The organism is Plantactinospora sp. CNZ321 (assembly GCF_004217235.1).
In genome coordinates, this window is sequence record NZ_SHKQ01000001.1 from 2,895,186 (window position 1) to 2,911,712 (window position 16,527).

The 16,527-nt window shown below is 71.2% G+C and carries 10 protein-coding genes; 2 read left to right on the plus strand and 8 right to left on the minus strand.

What is annotated here, in order from left to right; genetic code table 11:
• Positions 1–20: 20 nt before the first annotated feature.
• Complete coding sequence (locus EV371_RS12985) at positions 21–1,985, minus strand: penicillin-binding transpeptidase domain-containing protein (RefSeq protein ID WP_130462265.1); 1,965 nt, start codon at positions 1,983–1,985, stop codon at positions 21–23.
• Between the two features lie 504 nt (positions 1,986–2,489).
• Between EV371_RS12985 and EV371_RS12990 the strand changes: the two genes are divergently transcribed.
• A complete protein-coding gene (locus EV371_RS12990; protein WP_486484938.1) occupies positions 2,490–7,433 on the plus strand; it encodes an NAD-glutamate dehydrogenase in 4,944 nt (1,647 codons plus the stop codon).
• Positions 7,434–7,542: 109 nt separating this feature from the next.
• Here EV371_RS12990 and EV371_RS12995 read toward each other — a convergent pair whose 3' ends face one another.
• The 4 genes from EV371_RS12995 to EV371_RS13010 all read right to left on the minus strand — a co-directional run bounded on the left by EV371_RS12995 (position 7,543) and on the right by EV371_RS13010 (position 11,215).
• Positions 7,543–8,295, minus strand: a complete 753-nt coding sequence (locus tag EV371_RS12995) for a class F sortase (protein WP_130462267.1) — start codon at positions 8,293–8,295, stop codon at positions 7,543–7,545.
• Positions 8,279–9,082: a hypothetical protein gene (locus EV371_RS13000; RefSeq protein ID WP_130462268.1), complete on the minus strand. Its 804-nt coding sequence runs from the start codon at positions 9,080–9,082 to the stop codon at positions 8,279–8,281. The genes EV371_RS12995 and EV371_RS13000 overlap by 17 nt, the downstream gene beginning before the upstream one ends.
• 236 nt (positions 9,083–9,318) lie before the next feature.
• Positions 9,319–10,080, minus strand: coding sequence for a class F sortase (locus tag EV371_RS13005; protein WP_130462269.1), 762 nt, complete (start codon positions 10,078–10,080; stop codon positions 9,319–9,321).
• Positions 10,064–11,215, minus strand: coding sequence for a hypothetical protein (locus EV371_RS13010; RefSeq protein WP_130462270.1), 1,152 nt, complete (start codon positions 11,213–11,215; stop codon positions 10,064–10,066). The genes EV371_RS13005 and EV371_RS13010 overlap by 17 nt, the downstream gene beginning before the upstream one ends.
• Positions 11,216–11,960: 745 nt before the next feature.
• On the opposite strand from EV371_RS13010, the gene EV371_RS13015 reads away from it, so the two are divergent.
• Positions 11,961–13,727 carry a glycoside hydrolase family 6 protein gene (locus tag EV371_RS13015; RefSeq protein ID WP_130462271.1) on the plus strand — a complete coding sequence of 589 codons (1,767 nt, stop codon included), beginning with the start codon at positions 11,961–11,963 and terminating at the stop codon, positions 13,725–13,727.
• 113 nt (positions 13,728–13,840) lie between these two features.
• On the opposite strand, the gene EV371_RS13020 is transcribed toward EV371_RS13015, so the two are convergent.
• From EV371_RS13020 to EV371_RS13030, 3 genes are all read right to left on the minus strand, one after another.
• Positions 13,841–14,209 (minus strand): hypothetical protein, encoded by a 369-nt coding sequence (locus EV371_RS13020; protein ID WP_130462272.1) that lies wholly within the window; start codon positions 14,207–14,209, stop codon positions 13,841–13,843.
• Between the two features lie 186 nt (positions 14,210–14,395).
• Positions 14,396–15,499: a hypothetical protein gene (locus EV371_RS13025; RefSeq protein WP_130462273.1), complete on the minus strand. Its 1,104-nt coding sequence runs from the start codon at positions 15,497–15,499 to the stop codon at positions 14,396–14,398.
• 14 nt (positions 15,500–15,513) lie between these two features.
• Complete coding sequence (locus EV371_RS13030; RefSeq protein WP_130462274.1) at positions 15,514–16,104, minus strand: hypothetical protein; 591 nt, start codon at positions 16,102–16,104, stop codon at positions 15,514–15,516.
• Positions 16,105–16,527: the final 423 nt, after the last annotated feature.

Below are 16,527 nucleotides of genomic sequence, written 5' to 3' on the forward strand. Positions count from 1 at the left end.
TCCGGGCCGCCCGGCCGCACTCAGCGGAGGCCGCGGAGGAACCTCTCGGCGATCGGCACGGCGGTGGCCGTACTCGATCCGCCCTTCTCGACGAAGACCGCGAACGCGATGTCCCCCTGCCAGCCCACGAACCAGGCGTGGGTGTGCGCCGGGTTGTTGTCGTACTCGGCGGTGCCGGTCTTGCCGTACACCGGGTCGCCCGGCACGTCGGCCAGCGCGCTGCCGGTCCCCTTGGTGACCACCTCCCGCATCATCGTGCGGAGCGGCTCGACCGAGCCGGCCTTCAGTTGCGGGGCGGGTGGGGCGGCCTCACCGGGCGCCGGCTCCAGCACCAGCTTCGGCTGTTGCCACTGGCCACGGGCGACCCCGGCGGTCGCCGCCGCCATCGCCACCGGACTGACCACCGTGGTGCCCTGGCCGAACGAGGCGGCCGCCCGTTCGGCCGCCGAGCCGCCGGCCGACACCTTCCCGGTGAACGCGTCGATCCCGAGCTTCCAGTCGGCCTCCAGGCCCAGGCTCCGGCCGGCGTTGGCCAGCCCGTCCGGTCCCAGTTTCGGAGCCAACGCGGCGAACGCCGTGTTGCAGGACTTCGCGAAGTCGGTCCGGAACGGGACCGTGCCGAGGGCGAAGTTGTCGGAGTTCTTGAACGAGCGCCCGTCCACGGTGAACGTCTTCGGACAGGCGACCGGCCCGTCCAGGGTGACCGCCCCGGCGTCGAGCAGGCCGAGCGCGCTGACCATCTTGAAGGTCGAGCCCGGCGGGACCTGGGCGGTGAAGGCGAGGTTCTCGGCGCTGGCGCCGTTCGCCACGGCCAGTACCGCGCCGTCGCTGATCCGTACCGCGACCAGGGCGGTCCGCTGCCGGGACCCGCGTACCGCGTCGTCGGCGGCGTTCTGCGTCGCCACGTCGAGGGTGGTCTTCACCGCAACGCCGGCCTGCGGCTCGTGCCGGAACACCTCGGTGCCGGTCGGGGTGACCGAACCGTCCGGGCGCTTGCTGGCGATGATGACGCTCAGCCCGACCCCGCCGCGCAACTGCTTGTCGTAGCGGCCCTGGAGGCCACCGTGCCCGACCAGGTCACCTTCGGTGAAGAGGCCCGGGTTGGCCGTCATGTCGTCGGCCTGCACCGGGTCGACCGAGCCGAGTAGGGCCCGGGCGAAATCCCTGGTCGGCGCGAGATCCCGGGTGTCCTCGCGGAACTTCGTCCCCGGCAGGTGGTAGATGCGCGGTTTGATCTGGAGGTACGCATCCCGGCGCAGCGTCACGACGTCGACGAAGGCGTCCGGCTTCGCCTCCCGCATCCGGCCGGGCAGGTCGGTCAGGTCGACCGGTGGGACGATCGGCGGTCGGATCGCCCTGAACGCCGCGTCGAGCTTTCGCACCAGTCCGGGTACGTCGGTGACCTCGCCGGGCTGCACGCCGACCAGTACCACCGGCCGGGGCGCCACGATGGGCTTGCCGGCCCCGTCGGTGACCGCCGCCCGTTTCGCGGGAAGCCGGCGTACCGCCAACTCGTCCCCACGGGTGAGGCGCGGCTCGACGACCTTCGGTTCCCAGATCACCTGCCACTCGTCGTCGCCGCCACGCTTGAGATGGATCTCCGACGGGTACGTCCAGTGGGTGTCCCCGGGCAGTGTCCAGTCCACCCGTACCGTCGCGGTCGCGGTGTCTTCGGTGATCTTCGTCTCGCCCTCCCGGCGGAGCTTCGGTGGCGTCCTGGCCAGCTCACCGGAGAGCTGCTTGATCTCCTCGGTCACCTCGTTGGCCGCTAGCCGCTCGCCCGCCGGGTTGCGGAATCCGACCTCGTTCAGGTCGCCACTCAGCCAACCGGCCAGGAAGGCGTCGACCGTGCGGTCGGGGCCGTCGGAGTCCGAGCAGCCGGCCAGGGCTCCCGCGGCGAGCAGCACGCTGGTCAGCGCGGCTACCGCCCCTTTGCGGGTGGTTTGCCGGAAAAGGGGGTGTTGGAGGGGTTTGCGAGAGCGCATGCCGCGGTTACCTTCCAGGTCGGCGCACCGCCGGGGGTCGGTCCGGCGGCAGCCTGACGGTAGTACGCAATGCCTACTCGGAGTTGCCCCGGTGCGGCGCGCGAGAGCCCGACCACGTCCGCTTCTGACCGCCTCGACGCGCTCCTATGCAGGTCAGAGCGGGTGGGCTGCCCGGTGTGCGGGCGGGGCGCGGCTCCGCGAGGCGGATCGGGTGAAGGCTGAGCGTGCGTGGGTACTCCCATCCGGCCGCCGGTCCACCGGCAGAGGGGCTTATCGGTAGGGCCTAGTCTGGGCGGAGAGTGACCCACGGCGTGGTGGGTCGAGGGGAGTGGCACGATGGACCGGCGTCCGGCTATCACACCGGAACCCGTTCTTCGGCCGGCGGATGCCAGCCGAGGCGACAGCTATGACGCGGCGATCGACGACGACGGGGTGGGCTCTCGACTCACCACCGGCGCGACCGGCGTACCAGGAGCCAGTATCGACACCCTCTACGATCTCGGACTGCCCCCGGAGGCCCTCGCCGACGACGTCGAGGACGCGGATCTGGACGAGTCGGTACCCAACGCCGAGCGGCTGGTGGCCCAGGCGGTGGCGCTGGCCGGTGACGACCACGACGCGGCGACGCTCGTCGACCGGTTCTGGCGGTTCGCCCCGGACGAGGAGCTGATCGGCTTCACCCCGGCGGAGATGCTCGCCGCCGCCAAGGCGCACCGGGAGCTGGCCCAGCAGCGCGTGCCGGGCGAACTCAAGCTGCGGATCCACGAGCCCGACGAGGACCAGCAGCGAACCGTCATCGAGATAGTCACCGACGACATGCCGTTCCTGGTGGATTCCACCACGGCGCTGCTGACCGGGCACCACCTCGACGTGCACATGCTGGTCCACCCGTTGGTGGTGGTCCGGCGCGAGCCGCTCGGCAGGTTGACCGAGGTCGCCGCCGACGTCGAGCCGGACGACGCGATCGACGGCGACATCGTCGAGAGCTGGATGCGGATCGAGATCGACCCGGTACGCGGCGCCGCCGACCGGGACCGGTTGCGCGCCGAGTTGCAGCGGGTCCTCACCGACGTGCGGGAGGCGGTGGAGGACTGGCCCAAGATGCGCCAGCGCGCGCTCTCGCTCGCCGACGAGCTGGCCGCCGCACGGACCTCGGAGAACCGCCCACCCGTACCGGAGAAGGACATCACCGACTCGGTGGAACTGCTCCGCTGGCTGGCGCACGATCACTTCACCTTCCTCGGCTACCGGGAGTACCGGCTGACCGAGACCGAAGACAGGCCCGGGAGCGCGAGGAGTGAGCTTGCGAGCCCCGCAGTCGCGACCGAAGACAGGCAGAGCCCGGCGCTGGAGGCGATCCTCGGCACCGGGCTGGGCATCCTGCGTCAGGACTCGACCACGCCCCGGGCACTGAGCTCGATGACCCCCGAGGCACACCAGAAGGTGCGGGAGAAACGCCTGCTGATCATCACCAAGGCGAACTCCCGGGCCACGGTGCACCGGTCGGCCTATCTGGACTACATCGGCTTCAAGGTCTTTGACGAGCGCGGCGAGGTGGTGGGGGAGCGCCGCTTCCTCGGCCTGCTCGCCACGGCCGCGTACCGGACCAGCGTCCGCGAGCTGCCGGTGATCCGGCGCAAGGTCGCCGAGGTGCTGGACCGGTCCGGGCTCAGCCCGCGCAGCCACTCCGGCAAGGACCTGTTGCAGATCCTGGAGACCTATCCCCGGGACGAGCTCTTCCAGATCAAGACCGACGACCTCTACCACGCCGTCGTCGGGGTGCTGCGGATGGCGGGCCGTCGCCAGCTGCGGGTCTTCCTGCGCCGCGACGGGTACGGTCGGTTCATCTCCTGCCTGATCTACCTGCCCCGGGACCGGTTCACCACGCAGAACCGGCTGCGGATGCAGGAGATCCTGCTTCGCGAGCTGAACGGGATCGGGGTCGACTACACCACCCGGGTCACCGAGTCGATGCTGGCCCGGGTGCACTTCATAGTCCGGACCGATCCGGCCAGCCCGCCCGGCGAGGTGGACGCGGACCTGCTCGCCGAGGAACTCGCCGACGCGACCCGGCTCTGGGACGACGACTACCGGCTGGTGCTGGAGCGCAAGCTCGGCGACGAGCAGGCCAAGTGGCTCTTCACCCGGTACGCCGACGCGTTCCCGGAGGGCTACAAGGACGGGCACACCCCGTACGAGGCGATGAAGGACCTCGCCAAGCTGGAGCTGCTGGAAGAGCCCGGCCAGCTCGAGATGCACATGTTCCGCAAGCAGCAGCCGGTCCGGCCGGGCGGGACGACCCCGGCCACCGCGGTCGAGGACGTCCGGTTCAAGGTCTACCGGTACGGCGAGCCGATGGTGCTCTCCGCCGTCCTTCCGGTGCTGCACTCCCTCGGCGTACGGGTGGTCGACGAGCACCCGTACGAGGTGGACCGGATCGACGGCCGGATATACCTGTACGACTTCGGCCTGGAGCTGCCGGACGGTGCCCGGGAGCTGGCCGAGGTACGGCCACACGTGGAGAACGCGTTCTCCGCCACCTGGCGGGGCGAGGCCGAGGTCGACGGCTTCAACGAACTGGTGCTGCGCGGCGGGCTCACCTGGCGGCAGGTGGTGGTGCTGCGGGCGTACGCCAAGTACCTGCGGCAGGCCGGCACGGTCTTCTCGCAGGACTACATGGAGGCCACCTTCATCGCGTACCCGCAGATCGCCGCGCTGCTGGTGGAGCTCTTCGAGGTGCGGTTCTCGCCGACGCTGGGGCTCGGCTCCGAGGAGCGCAGCCTGCGGAGCAAGGAGCTGCTCACCTCGATAAACCAGCAGCTCGACGAGGTGAGCAGCCTGGACCAGGACCGGATCCTGCGGTCGTACCTGACACTGATCCAGGCGACCCTGCGGACCAGCTTCTACCAGCGGCGCACCGACGGGCGGCCCAAGCCGTACGTGGCGTTCAAGCTCGACCCGCAGATGGTGCCGGACCTGCCGGAGCCCCGGCCGAAGTACGAGATCTTCGTCTACTCGCCGCGCTTCGAGGGCGTACACCTGCGGTTCGGGCCGGTGGCCCGGGGCGGTCTGCGCTGGTCGGACCGGCGGGAGGACTTCCGGACCGAGGTGCTCGGCCTGGTCAAGGCGCAGATGGTGAAGAACGCCGTGATCGTGCCGGTGGGCGCGAAGGGCGGCTTCGTGCTCAAGCAGAAGCCCGGTGACCGGGACGAGGCGGTCGCCTGCTACCAGGGGTTCATCTCGGCCATGCTGGACGTGACCGACAATCTGGTCGGCGGGCAGGTCGTGCCGCCGGCCGACGTGGTCCGGCACGACGGCGACGACCCCTACCTGGTGGTGGCGGCGGACAAGGGCACCGCCAGCTTCTCCGACATCGCCAACGAGATCTCGGTACGCAACGGCTTCTGGCTGGCCGACGCGTTCGCCTCCGGCGGCTCCGCCGGCTACGACCACAAGAAGATGGGGATTACCGCCCGGGGTGCCTGGGAGTCGGTGAAGCGGCACTTCCGGGACATGGGGATCGACACCCAGACCCAGGACTTCACCGTGGTCGGTGTCGGCGACATGTCCGGGGACGTCTTCGGCAACGGGATGCTGCTCTCCCAGCACATCAAGCTGGTGGCCGCCTTCGACCACCGGCACGTCTTCCTGGACCCGGACCCCGACCCGGCCGCCTCCTATGTGGAGCGTCGCCGGCTCTTCGACACGCCCCGCTCCTCCTGGGCGGACTACAACGCGGAGCTGATCAGCGCCGGTGGCGGGGTCTACCCGCGGACCGCGAAGTCGATTCCGATCAGCCCGCAGGTCCGCGCGGTGCTCGGCCTCGGCGACGGCGTCGAGTCGATGTCACCGCAGGAGCTGATGAAGGCGATCCTCTGCGCCCCGGTCGACCTGTTCTGGAACGGCGGGATCGGCACCTACGTCAAGGCGTCGTCGGAGTCGAACGCGCAGGTCGGGGACAAGTCCAACGACGCGATCCGGGTGGACGGCCGGGACCTGCGCACCCGGGTGGTCGGCGAGGGCGGCAACCTGGGCTTCACCCAGGTCGGCCGGATCGAGTACGCCCTGGCCGGTGGCCGGATCTTCACCGACTTCATCGACAACGCGGCCGGGGTGAACACCTCGGACCACGAGGTCAACATCAAGATCCTGCTCGGTTCGGCGGTGGCCGACGGCGAGCTGAGCGTGCCGGACCGGGACGCACTGCTGGCCGGGATGACCGACGAGATCGCCCAGCTGGTGCTCCGGGACAACTACGACCAGGCCCGGGCGATCGGCAGCGCGCTGGCCCAGGCGCCGTCGCTGCTGCCGGTGCACCGACGGATGATCTCGGATCTGGAACGGGCCGGGCACCTCAACCGGGCGTTGGAGGCGCTGCCGCCGGACGAGGAGCTGGCCGGCCGCACCGACATCGGGCTGACGGCGCCGGAGTTCGCGGTGCTGCTGGCGTACGCCAAGATCGTGCTGGAGCGGGAGATCCTGGCCGACCGGGTGCCGGACGAGGAGTGGACCGGCGAGGTACTCACCGGCTACTTCCCGACCCCGCTGCGCGAGCGGTACGCCGACCGGATGCCGGAACACCGGCTGCACCGGGACATCGTCACCACCGTACTGGTCAACGAGGTGGTGAACCGGGGTGGCATCTCGTTCATCTACCGGGTGGTGGAGGAGACCGGCGCGACCCCGGCCGACGTGATCCGGGCGTACGTGGTGGTCCGCGAGGTGTTCGGGCTGCGGCAGGTCTGGGCCGACATCGAGGCGCTGGACAACCGGGTGCCGACCGAGGTGCAGACCTCGGTCTACCTGGACACCCGGCGGCTGCTCGACCGGGCCGTCCGGTGGCTGGTGACCAACCGCCGGTCACCTATCGACGTGCCGGCCGAGACGGCCCGGCTGCGCGACGGGGTCTCCCGGCTCCTGCCCGAACTCGGCACCCTGTTCTACGGCAGCGAGCGCGAGGCGTTGGAGGCGCACGTCGCGACGAGCGTCGAGCGCGGGCTGCCCCGGGACCTGGCCGAGCGTGCCACCCGGCTGATGTACAGCTTCGGCCTGCTCGACGTGGTGGAGACGGCGAGGGTGACCGGGCGGGACGTCGGCGAGGTGGCGGCGGTCTACTTCGTGCTCTCCGACCGGTTCCGGGTCGACTCGCTGCTGTCGAAGATCTCGCTGCTGCCTCGGGAGGACCGCTGGCAGACGCTGGCCCGGATGGCCCTGCGCTACGACCTCTACGCCGCGCTGGCCGCACTCACCGCCGAGGTGCTCGGCGGGACCTCCGCCGACCTGTCGCCGGACGAGCGGGTGCAGGAGTGGGAGCGGTCGAATTCGATCTCGATCGGTCGTACCCGCAAGGCGATGGGGGAGTTCGACGAGTCCCGGGCCGACCTGGCCGCGCTCTCCGTACTGCTGCGGCAGATCCGTACCCTCGTCCGGACCTCCGCGGCCGGCTGACCGACCTGCGCGGCCGGCCGCGAGCACCGCGCGGCGGCGGCGTGCCGGGTCCTGCTCCGCTGGCCCGGCGGGCCGCCGCACCGGCCGCCGCCGCGACCCGGGTCCCGACTCAGGGGATCCGGGTCGCGGAGACGATCACGTTGTTGCGGTAGCTGCGTTTCTTGCGGTCGAAGGTGCCACCGCAGGTCACCACCTGGAGCCGCGCCGTGTCCGCCGGCCCGTAGACCAGTTCGGACGGGAACGACGTCTTCGGGTACGACTTCACCGCGTCCACCGTGAACCGGACGACCTTGCCGTCCTTGCGGGTGACCTCGATCCGGTCGCCGCGCTTCAGAGCGCCGAGCCGGAAGAAGACCGCCGGCCCCATCGCGGCCGAGTCGACGTGCCCGACCACCACCGCGTTGCCCACCTCGCCGGGGCTGGCCCCGGCGTTGTACCAGCCGGCCAGCTGGGCCTGCTTGAGCGGCGGCACCTGCACGGTCCCGTCGTCGTTCACCCCGAGCGAGATGATCTTCGCGTTCACCTTGATCTTCGGAATGGTGATCCTGACCGGCTCCGAGCGCGGCAGCTCCACCGGCTGGGCCGGCACGTCGGCCCGACCGCCCGGCTGGCCGTACGGGCTGCCCGGGGCCGGCGACGACGACGGCGGTGCCTCCGGTCTCCACTCCGGCTGCGGCGGTGCCTCGCCGGCCTCGGTCTCGGCCGGCTGCGGCGGCTGCGCGGGCGCCGGCCGCAGACCGGCGGTGAGCAGGGCGGTTCCGCCGAGTGCGAGCAGGACGACCAGGACGACGCCGGCGGCACGCCACGGTTGCCCGTGCCGGCCGCCGGTGCGCCTGGTCGAGCCGTCAGGCCGCTGAACCATCGGTACGACGCCGGCGGATCATCAGGAAGCCACCGAGCGCGGCCGCTCCCAGCAGGCCGGCCCCGGCTGCCGTCCGACCCTGGTCGGTGCTGGTGGCACCGCCGTCACCACCGGCTACGGGGCCCCGGGGCAGCACCACGATCTTGCCCGTGGCGTCGCACGCCCCCCAGGCCCGGTAGTGCCCGGGCTTGGTCTTGTGCGGCACCTTGGCCCAGGCCCAGTAGACGGCCTCGTCGCCGTACGCGGCCTGGCCGCCCTGGCCGCCGTCGCCCTGCTCGTCGTCGCTCTCCGCGTTCGCGTCGGCGGGCGGCGGTTGCGGCTGACCCCCGTCGGTCGGCGGCGTGTCGTCCCCGGGCTGGCTGCCCTGCGGCAGTCCCGGCTGTCCGTCCTCCGGCGGGAGCGGTGGCTGGCCGTCGTCCGGCGGGAGCGGTGGCTGTGCACCGTCCGGTGGGAGCGGCGGCTGGCCGTCGCCGTCCGGCTGGTCGCCGTCCGCGGGTGGGCGGGGCCGCTCCGGTACTCGGACACCGTCCTCCGCTAAGGGCTTGAGCCAGAGCTTGCCGGTGACCTTCGACGAGACCCAGGCCCGCTCCACCGGGTGGTCGCACTTCAGGATGATCTTGAATTTGTGGCCCGGCTTCACCCCCTTCGGCACGGTGTGGATGTGCCCCTCGCGCTCCCACCCGTTCGGGGCGTCGTCCGCCAGAGCGGTCCCGGGCGCGCAGATCAGCAGAGACGCCGCACCGATACCGGCGCCGGCCAACACCTTCCCCAGCAACTTCCTACTCATGACTCGTAGTCACTCCTTCCCCGTTGGTTGCTCGGCGACCAGCCGAGCCAGGACCGACGCTAACCAGTTTGTGAGCGGATGTCGTGATTATGCGTGTTCTTTCGGAAAGCTCGCTTCTGGGTGGTAGAGGGGTCCTCGCATCTGTGGTGTCCGGTTCGCCGACCGGTTCGCCCAACGCACAGAGGGGGACAGCGGTACGCCGCTGTCCCCCTGGCCCGTGCCGGGCGCCGTCGCCGCTACCCGGCGAGCCGGGCGAAGGCGATGATGTTGTCCGGATAGGAGCCGGCCAACTCGTCGAAGTCCCCGCCGCAGGTCACCAGGCGCAACCCCGGCTCGTCGGTCGGGCCGTAGACGAGGTCGGTGGGAAAGGCGGTCTTCGGGTACGACTTCACGCCGTCCACCACGAAGGTGGCCAGACGGCCGTCCCTGCGGATCACCTCGACGCGGTCCCCGGGCAGCAGGGCGCCGAGCCGGAAGAAGACGGCCGGTCCGACCTTCTGCGAGTCGACGTGGCCGACGATCACGGCATTGCCGGCCTCGCCCGGACTCGGACCAGGTGCGTACCAGCCGGCCAGCTCCGCCTTGGCCAGCGGTGGCACCTGCACCATGCCGGTCGGGGTGAGCCCCACGGGCATGACGGTCGCGTCCACGCCGATCTTCGGAATCGTGACCTTGATCGGTTCCGACCTGGTCAGCACCCGTGCGGTCACGGGCGCGGGCGAGGCGTCACCCCCGTTCTCCGGAGCCGCCGGGGATGCCGGTGCGGTCCGGAGGTCCGTCCCGGCCGCCGCGTCGCGGGCCGCCCGGTCCGGGTAGTCCGGGGCGGCACCGGCGCTCGGCTGCGGCGGCGAGGTCGGATCCGGCGCGTTCAGGGCGGCCCCGATCAGGCCGGCCCCCAGCAGGGCCAGCAGGGCGACGAGTACGGTGCCGGCAACCCGCCACGGTCTCCCGTGCTGGCCGCCGGCACCGCTCGCCGTCGTGTCAGACGGCTGACTCATCGGTACGGCGCTGCCGCATCAGCACCAGTCCGCCGAGTCCGGCCAACCCGAGCATCCCGACCCCGGCGACCGCGAGGTTGTCGCTGTTTCCGGAGGTCGGCCCGCCGTCACCCCCGTCGACCCAGCCCTTCGGCAGGATGATCAGCTTGCCCTCGCCGCAGGAGCCCTTGAGGTCGTACGACCCCGGCTTGGCGTCCCAGGGGATCGTGACGCTGGCCCGGTACTCGTGGCCGGCCTTCTTCTCCTCGGCGCCGCCGTGCCAGTCCGACTTGGCCTCTTCCTCGGCTTCCCAGCCGTCCTTGCTCTGCTCGGCTTCCCAGCCGTCCTTGCTCTGCTCGGCTTCCCAGCCGTCCTTGCTCTGCCCGGCCCGTTCCCAGCCGTGCCTGGAGTCCTCGGCCTTCCCACTCTCCGTCCAGCCGTGCCCACCGTCGTCCAGCGCCATCCCGCCGGTGCCGCCCGGTGCCGGTTGTCCGTCCGGTGGCTGCTGACCCTCGGCGGGCTGCTGCTGGGGCTGACCACTCGCCGAGGGGGCCGGTGCCGGCACCCCGTCGGCCGACGGACCGGGTGCCGCCGGTGCCTGCTCGGCGGTCGACGGAGCGGATTCGGCCCGGGGCGCCCCGTTCTCCGCCGGGGCCGCCCCGTGCTTCTTTTCCTTGTAGCGGCGGTACTCCTGGTACTCCTGGTACTCCTTGTACCGGAGGTACTCCTGGTACTCACTCTCCTTCTTGTAGTCCTCCCCGCCGCTGTAGTCCTCGCCGTCCTGGTAGGCGTCCCCGCCACCGTTCTCCTTGCCGCCGTTCTCCCCGGAACCCTTCTCCGCGCCGCCGGAGTACTCGGGCTTCGTGTCGGTCTTGTGGCCGTCCCGGTGCTTCTCGGGGGCCAGGTCCACCTTTCCGGTGACCTTCGACCACAACCAGGCGTGCTCCTGCGCGTCGGGGCAGACCTCGACGAGTTCGACCTTCTGCCCGGGCTTCGCCGCGTGCGGCTTCGCGAAGACCTTCCCGGAGCTGTCGTTGTGGTACCCCTCCGGGTGGTAGCCGCCGTCCGCCAGGGCGGCCGCAGGGGAGAAAGCGAGTAGGGAGGCGCCGCCGAGGGCGGCTCCTGCGATCATCTTGCCGAGGAACTTCTTGGACATGACTTTCGTCATCCTTCCCTCTTGCCTCAGCTCGTCGGCAGACGAGCCATGACCGAGATTAGCGAATTCGCGAGCTTTCATCGGATTTTCTCGTCTTTTCCACGAACGGGTGGAGAAGGCGTCCGGCGGCCGGAACGGGCGCCGAGCGGCTGGTTGCGCCGTGATCGAGCCGATCCGGGGGATCGGGGGCGGTCGTCCGGTTCGTGCCCGCCCGGTCCGGTGAGCCCCGGACGCCCTCCGCCGAGGGCTCGCTCCAACGTGGACACATCGAGGAACCTGATCGTCGTTCGATGTCGAGCGACCGGTCCCGGACATGGGTTTCCGTACCGCGACCGGGCCGGGTTCGCGCGGTAGGCTCCGGTCCGAGGTGGTCCACTGTGCCCGGCTCTGGCCACGCCGCCGCAGGTCGTGGCGGTCCCTGCCGGCGGCCGGCGCGAGCAGGGAATCGTCAGCCATCAGTATCGGGGTGTTGTGGTGGAAGCGCTCCCATGCAAGAATTCATCCACTGTGCCGGGGGAGCCACACCGCGCAGCAGGCGTCGAGGGCAACCGGTTCACCGGACGGCGTCGTCGCACCACGGCCGCTGACCGCGGCCGGCACCACCACCAGTTGCGCCCGTCCGGGTCGGGCATACCGCAGTCCCCCATGGCGTACCACGGACGTAATCCACACCTGACGCGACGTCCGCGTGACCGCCGCGCCGGTTCCGCCTGACGTGACCGGCTGGCTCAAGGAGATCAGTGGCATGAATTTACGGAGTAGATTGTCCATTCGGCAGAAAGCCGTCGCGGTGGCCGGTGCGAGCGCTTTGGTCGCCGCCGGTCTGGTCACCATCCCGGCGTCGGTGGCGCAGGCGGCCCCCGGGTGCAGCGTCACCTACAGTGCCAACCAGTGGCAGGGTGGTTTCAGCGCCAACATCACCATCCGGAACGTCGGTGACGCGATCAACGGCTGGACCCTCCGCTTCACCTTCCCGGACAGCAGCCAGCGGGTGACTCAGGGCTGGTCGGCCAACTGGACCCAGTCCGGCAGCCAGGTGACGGCCACGAACATGTCCTGGAACGGCAACCTGGCCACCGGCGCGTCCACCGGCATCGGGTTCAACGGTTCCTGGAGCGGCAGCAACCCGGCACCGACGTCCTTCAGCATCAACGGGACGACCTGCAACGGCACCGCGCCGACCACGCCGCCGACCAGTGGACCGACGGGCAACCCGACCAACCCGCCGACCACGCCGCCGACCACCGGACCGACCGGCAACCCCGGCCCCGGCCGAGTGGACAACCCGTACGCCGGCGCCCAGGGCTACGTGAACCCGGAGTGGAAGGCCAAGGCGGAGAGCGTCTCCGGCGGCAGCCGGATCTCCAACAACCCGACCGGTGTCTGGCTCGACCGGATCGCCGCGATCACCGGCACCCCGGACAGCAGCTCCAACGGCCCGATGGGCCTGCGGGACCACCTGGACGAGGCGCTGGCGCAGAACGCCGGCTACATCCAGATCGTCATCTACAACCTGCCGGGCCGGGACTGCGCGGCGCTGGCCTCGAACGGTGAACTCGCGGCGGACGAGCTGCCCAAGTACAAGACCGAGTACATCGACCCGATCGCCGCGATCATGTCGGATTCGGCCTACCGGAACCTGCGGATCATCGCGATCATCGAGATCGACTCGCTGCCGAACCTGGTCACCAACGTGGCGCCGCGGGAGACCGCGACCGACAACTGCAACACGATGAAGGCCAACGGCAACTACGTCAAGGGTGTCGGCTACGCCCTGGCCAAGCTCGGCGCGATCCCGAACGTCTACAACTACATCGACGCCGGCCACCACGGCTGGATCGGGTGGGACGACAACTTCCGGCCCTCCGCGCAGATCTTCGCCGAGGCCGCCCGCGCCGAGGGCAGCACCGTGGCCAACGTGCACGGCTTCATCGCCAACACCGCCAACTACTCGGCCACCGTCGAGCCGTACCTCAACGTGACCGAGCAGAACCGGCTGTCGAAGTGGATCGACTACAACCGGTACGTGGACGAGCAGCGCTTCGCCCAGGCCCTCCGGACCGAGCTGATCTCGCAGGGCTTCTCCAGCAGCATCGGCATGCTGATCGACACCTCGCGTAACGGTTGGGGCGGCTCGGCCCGGCCCACCGGCCCGGTCACCTCGGGCACCGTCGACGAGCAGGTCGACGGCTCCCGCATCGACCGCCGGATCCACCTCGGCAACTGGTGCAACCAGAGCGGTGCCGGTCTGGGTGAGCGGCCGCGGGCCAACCCGGCGACCGGGATCGACGCGTACGTCTGGATCAAGCCCCCGGGCGAGTCGGACGGCTCCAGCACCGCGATCGACAACGACGAGGGCAAGGGCTTCGACCGGATGTGCGACCCGACCTACGGCGGCAACCCGCGGAACAACAACAACATGAGCGGCGCGCTTTCCGGTGCCCCGATCTCGGGTGCCTGGTTCCCGGCGCAGCTCACCGAGCTGATGCAGAACGCCTACCCGGCGCTCTGATCGGCTGGTAGCAACTGGCCCAGCAGGGCAGCACCACCACCGGCGGTCCCCGTCCGGCGCGTTCAACGCACCGGACGGGGACCGCCCCCGGTTCCGTTCCGGTGGTACCCCGATCAGGGCACCGTCTTCTCCACCGTGGCCGCGCTGCCCTCCCGGTCCAGCTCCTCGCCGGCCCGCCGCACGTTCTCCGGCGTCGGGTCGCGGCCCTGCGCCACCGCCAGGTCCTCCGGGTCCCACGGCTGCTCGGCACCGGTACGCGTCTCACCGGCACCGCCCGCGCCCTGCCCGTACGCATCGCCGAGCAGGTTCTCGGTGGGCGGGAAGTCGCCGGGAACGTCCTCCGGGTCCACGAAGTCCGGATTCTCCGCACCCCGGCCACCGTCGGCGGCGAGCTGCGGTACGGCGACGTCGTCCTCGATCGCGGCAGCCACCTCCGGGCTTTCCTCCAACGGCCGGTTGCGGGTCGGATCGCGCTCCGTCATGCTTGCTGCCCTCCTGTCCGGATGCGACTAGTCCTCCGATTCGGCTACCCCGGACGACCCGCGCCATGCCTCTCCGCGCCCGCCCCGACCCACCGGCCCACGCCGCACCGGCCCGCACCGGGTGCCGGACGGCCGACGGCTCCCCGGCGCCCACCGGGTCGGGGCGTCGGGGAGCCGTCGGGCCGGTTACCGGCCGAGTAGGCGGTCCAGGAAGTCCCGGTGCCGGCGGACCACCATCCGCAACCGCTCGGTGTCGGTACCGTCCTCGTTCTGCCAGCCGCCGAGTTCGTCACTCTGCCGGGTCAGGGCGGCGGTGACCGCCTCCACGGACTCCCGTACCAGCCGGTGGGCCTGCTCGGTGGCGCCCGGCGGATCGTCGACGAACCGGAGCTGCACATCCCGCCAGCGGTCCCGGAAGCCCTGCACCGCCTCCTGGTCGAGGAGCGCGACGATCGGCTCGGCCGGCTCGGCACCGGGCGGCAGCCCACCGTCCGCCGTCCCGCCACCATCCGTCGTGGTGGTCGCGTCGTCGCTGGCGGTCGCGTCGTCCGTAGTGAACTCGTCGTCCGTTGTGGCCGGCTCGTTCCGGTCGCCGGCCGGCGTCGGCGAGCGGGTCTCCCCGGCCAGCGCGTCGGTGTCGCCCGTGCTGGCCGCGTCCCCGTTCACCGGATGCGCCACCCCGACCGCCGAGCCCTCCGGCAAGGTCCGGCCGGATGGGTCCACCGGCCGAACCGGCTCGTCGCCGTCGGCCGGTACGCCGGCCCGGGTGGCATCGCCGACCCCGTCGATCCGGTCGTCGGCCGGGCCGTCCCCGGAGCGGACCGTGTCTTCGCTGCGCGGGTCGCGGTGACTGCCGGCCAGTGCCGAGGCGGCCACCGCGCCGCCGACGGTGCTGGCACCGAAGGCGGTGGGCAGCGGCGCCGGCTCGTGGAACTCCGGTGTGTCCGAGCGCTGGCGGGCATCGCTCCGGGCCTCGTCGGCGCCGTCCGCTTCGGCGGTGGCGTAGACCGTGCCGGTGTTTCCGGCGGCCTCGCCGGTCGGCCCGTCGCTGCCGGCCCGGCCGGCGTCGGCCAGGTCACCCCGGTCACCGGTGCTTTCGGTGACGCCGTCGAGGTCACCTCGGTCGCCAGCGCTCCCGGTGGCGCCGTCGAGGTCTCCGGTGCGGTCCGTCGACGAGCGCTCGGCGAAGCGGTCGTCGTCCAGTGCCCCGTCCTCGGAGCGGGTCACGTCGGCGTCGGAGCGGGTCACGTCGGCGTCGTCGTTGTCGATCTGCTGTTCCTGTTGACGCATGGCAGGGTGCCTCCTCACCGGCTCGGTACGTCCTGCGGGGTGTCCGGACGGGTCTCGTCCGAGGACTGGCGTACGGGGTCCTCACCGAGCAGGTCGGCGAAGAGCGCGCGGTAGTGCACGACGGCCTGGCGGAGCTGCTCGGTGCTGGCCTCGCCACGCTCGTTGCGCAGTTGGATTTCGTGCGCGTCCCGGTAGTGGGTCAGGGTGCGGGCGTGCTCGACGGAGAGGCGGGCGAGCTGGTCGTCGTACTCGCCGATCGGATAGCCGCGCTCGGCGATCAGCCGGGTGACCAGTTCGTCCGCCGCACCCACCGCCTCGGCGGGGGAGTCGACGAACCGGGCCTGGATCTCCTCCCAGTCGGCCGCGTACTGCCGGCGCGAGTCGGCGGAGAGCGGAGTGAGCGTCAGCTCGGCGTGCCGGCGTTCCCGCTCCCGGAGTTCGTGCTCGGCTGCGGACCGGCTCTGCTGCTCGGCGACCACCCGGTCGTACTCCGGGCCGAACCGGCTGCGCAGGGCGCGGCGGCGGCTTACCACCCAGATGGCCGGTACGGCTGCGGCGACGACGAGGACCACAAGGACGATGAGGACGACTTCTATGGGCGACATGGTTCCTCCTTCGTCTCCTGGTATTCCCGCTGCACCCTGATCGCCAATCCAGATCTGGCACACACTTTCCTGCCCGCTGACGGGAACCGGCGCGGAGCGTAAGGAACCGGTCGTAGGGTGTCCGATTGGGAAAATCGGCCGGAACAACTGGTGCGGGGAGACGCGCCGCCCCGACGGGGTGAGGCGGTCAGCTACGTCCTCAGGCCGCCGCGGCCACCTCGGGACCGGCGCGGCGAGGTCGGCGGGGCCGGAGTGGGATGTACGACATAACTTGACTCATTCCAGAAAACGCGGTTGGCTGGTCTGGTGCCGGGCGGAGCCGCACCGGCCACGACCGGCCCATGACCGGCCAGTACGGCCGGTTCCGGCGACCGGCACCCGGCAGGCCCGGCCCGAGGCGGGCACTGCTCGGCGACGAACTCC

Coding starts and splice junctions, on each gene's coding strand:
- EV371_RS13020 (WP_130462272.1), bottom strand. CDS start 14,209: ATGACGGAGCGCGATCCGACCCGCAACCGGCCGTTGGAGGAAAGCCCG.
- EV371_RS13030 (WP_130462274.1), bottom strand. CDS start 16,104: ATGTCGCCCATAGAAGTCGTCCTCATCGTCCTTGTGGTCCTCGTCGTC.
- EV371_RS12995 (WP_130462267.1), bottom strand. CDS start 8,295: ATGGTTCAGCGGCCTGACGGCTCGACCAGGCGCACCGGCGGCCGGCAC.
- EV371_RS13025 (WP_130462273.1), bottom strand. CDS start 15,499: ATGCGTCAACAGGAACAGCAGATCGACAACGACGACGCCGACGTGACC.
- EV371_RS13005 (WP_130462269.1), bottom strand. CDS start 10,080: ATGAGTCAGCCGTCTGACACGACGGCGAGCGGTGCCGGCGGCCAGCAC.
- EV371_RS13000 (WP_130462268.1), bottom strand. CDS start 9,082: ATGAGTAGGAAGTTGCTGGGGAAGGTGTTGGCCGGCGCCGGTATCGGT.
- EV371_RS13010 (WP_130462270.1), bottom strand. CDS start 11,215: ATGTCCAAGAAGTTCCTCGGCAAGATGATCGCAGGAGCCGCCCTCGGC.
- EV371_RS13015 (WP_130462271.1), top strand. CDS start 11,961: ATGAATTTACGGAGTAGATTGTCCATTCGGCAGAAAGCCGTCGCGGTG.
- EV371_RS12985 (WP_130462265.1), bottom strand. CDS start 1,985: ATGCGCTCTCGCAAACCCCTCCAACACCCCCTTTTCCGGCAAACCACC.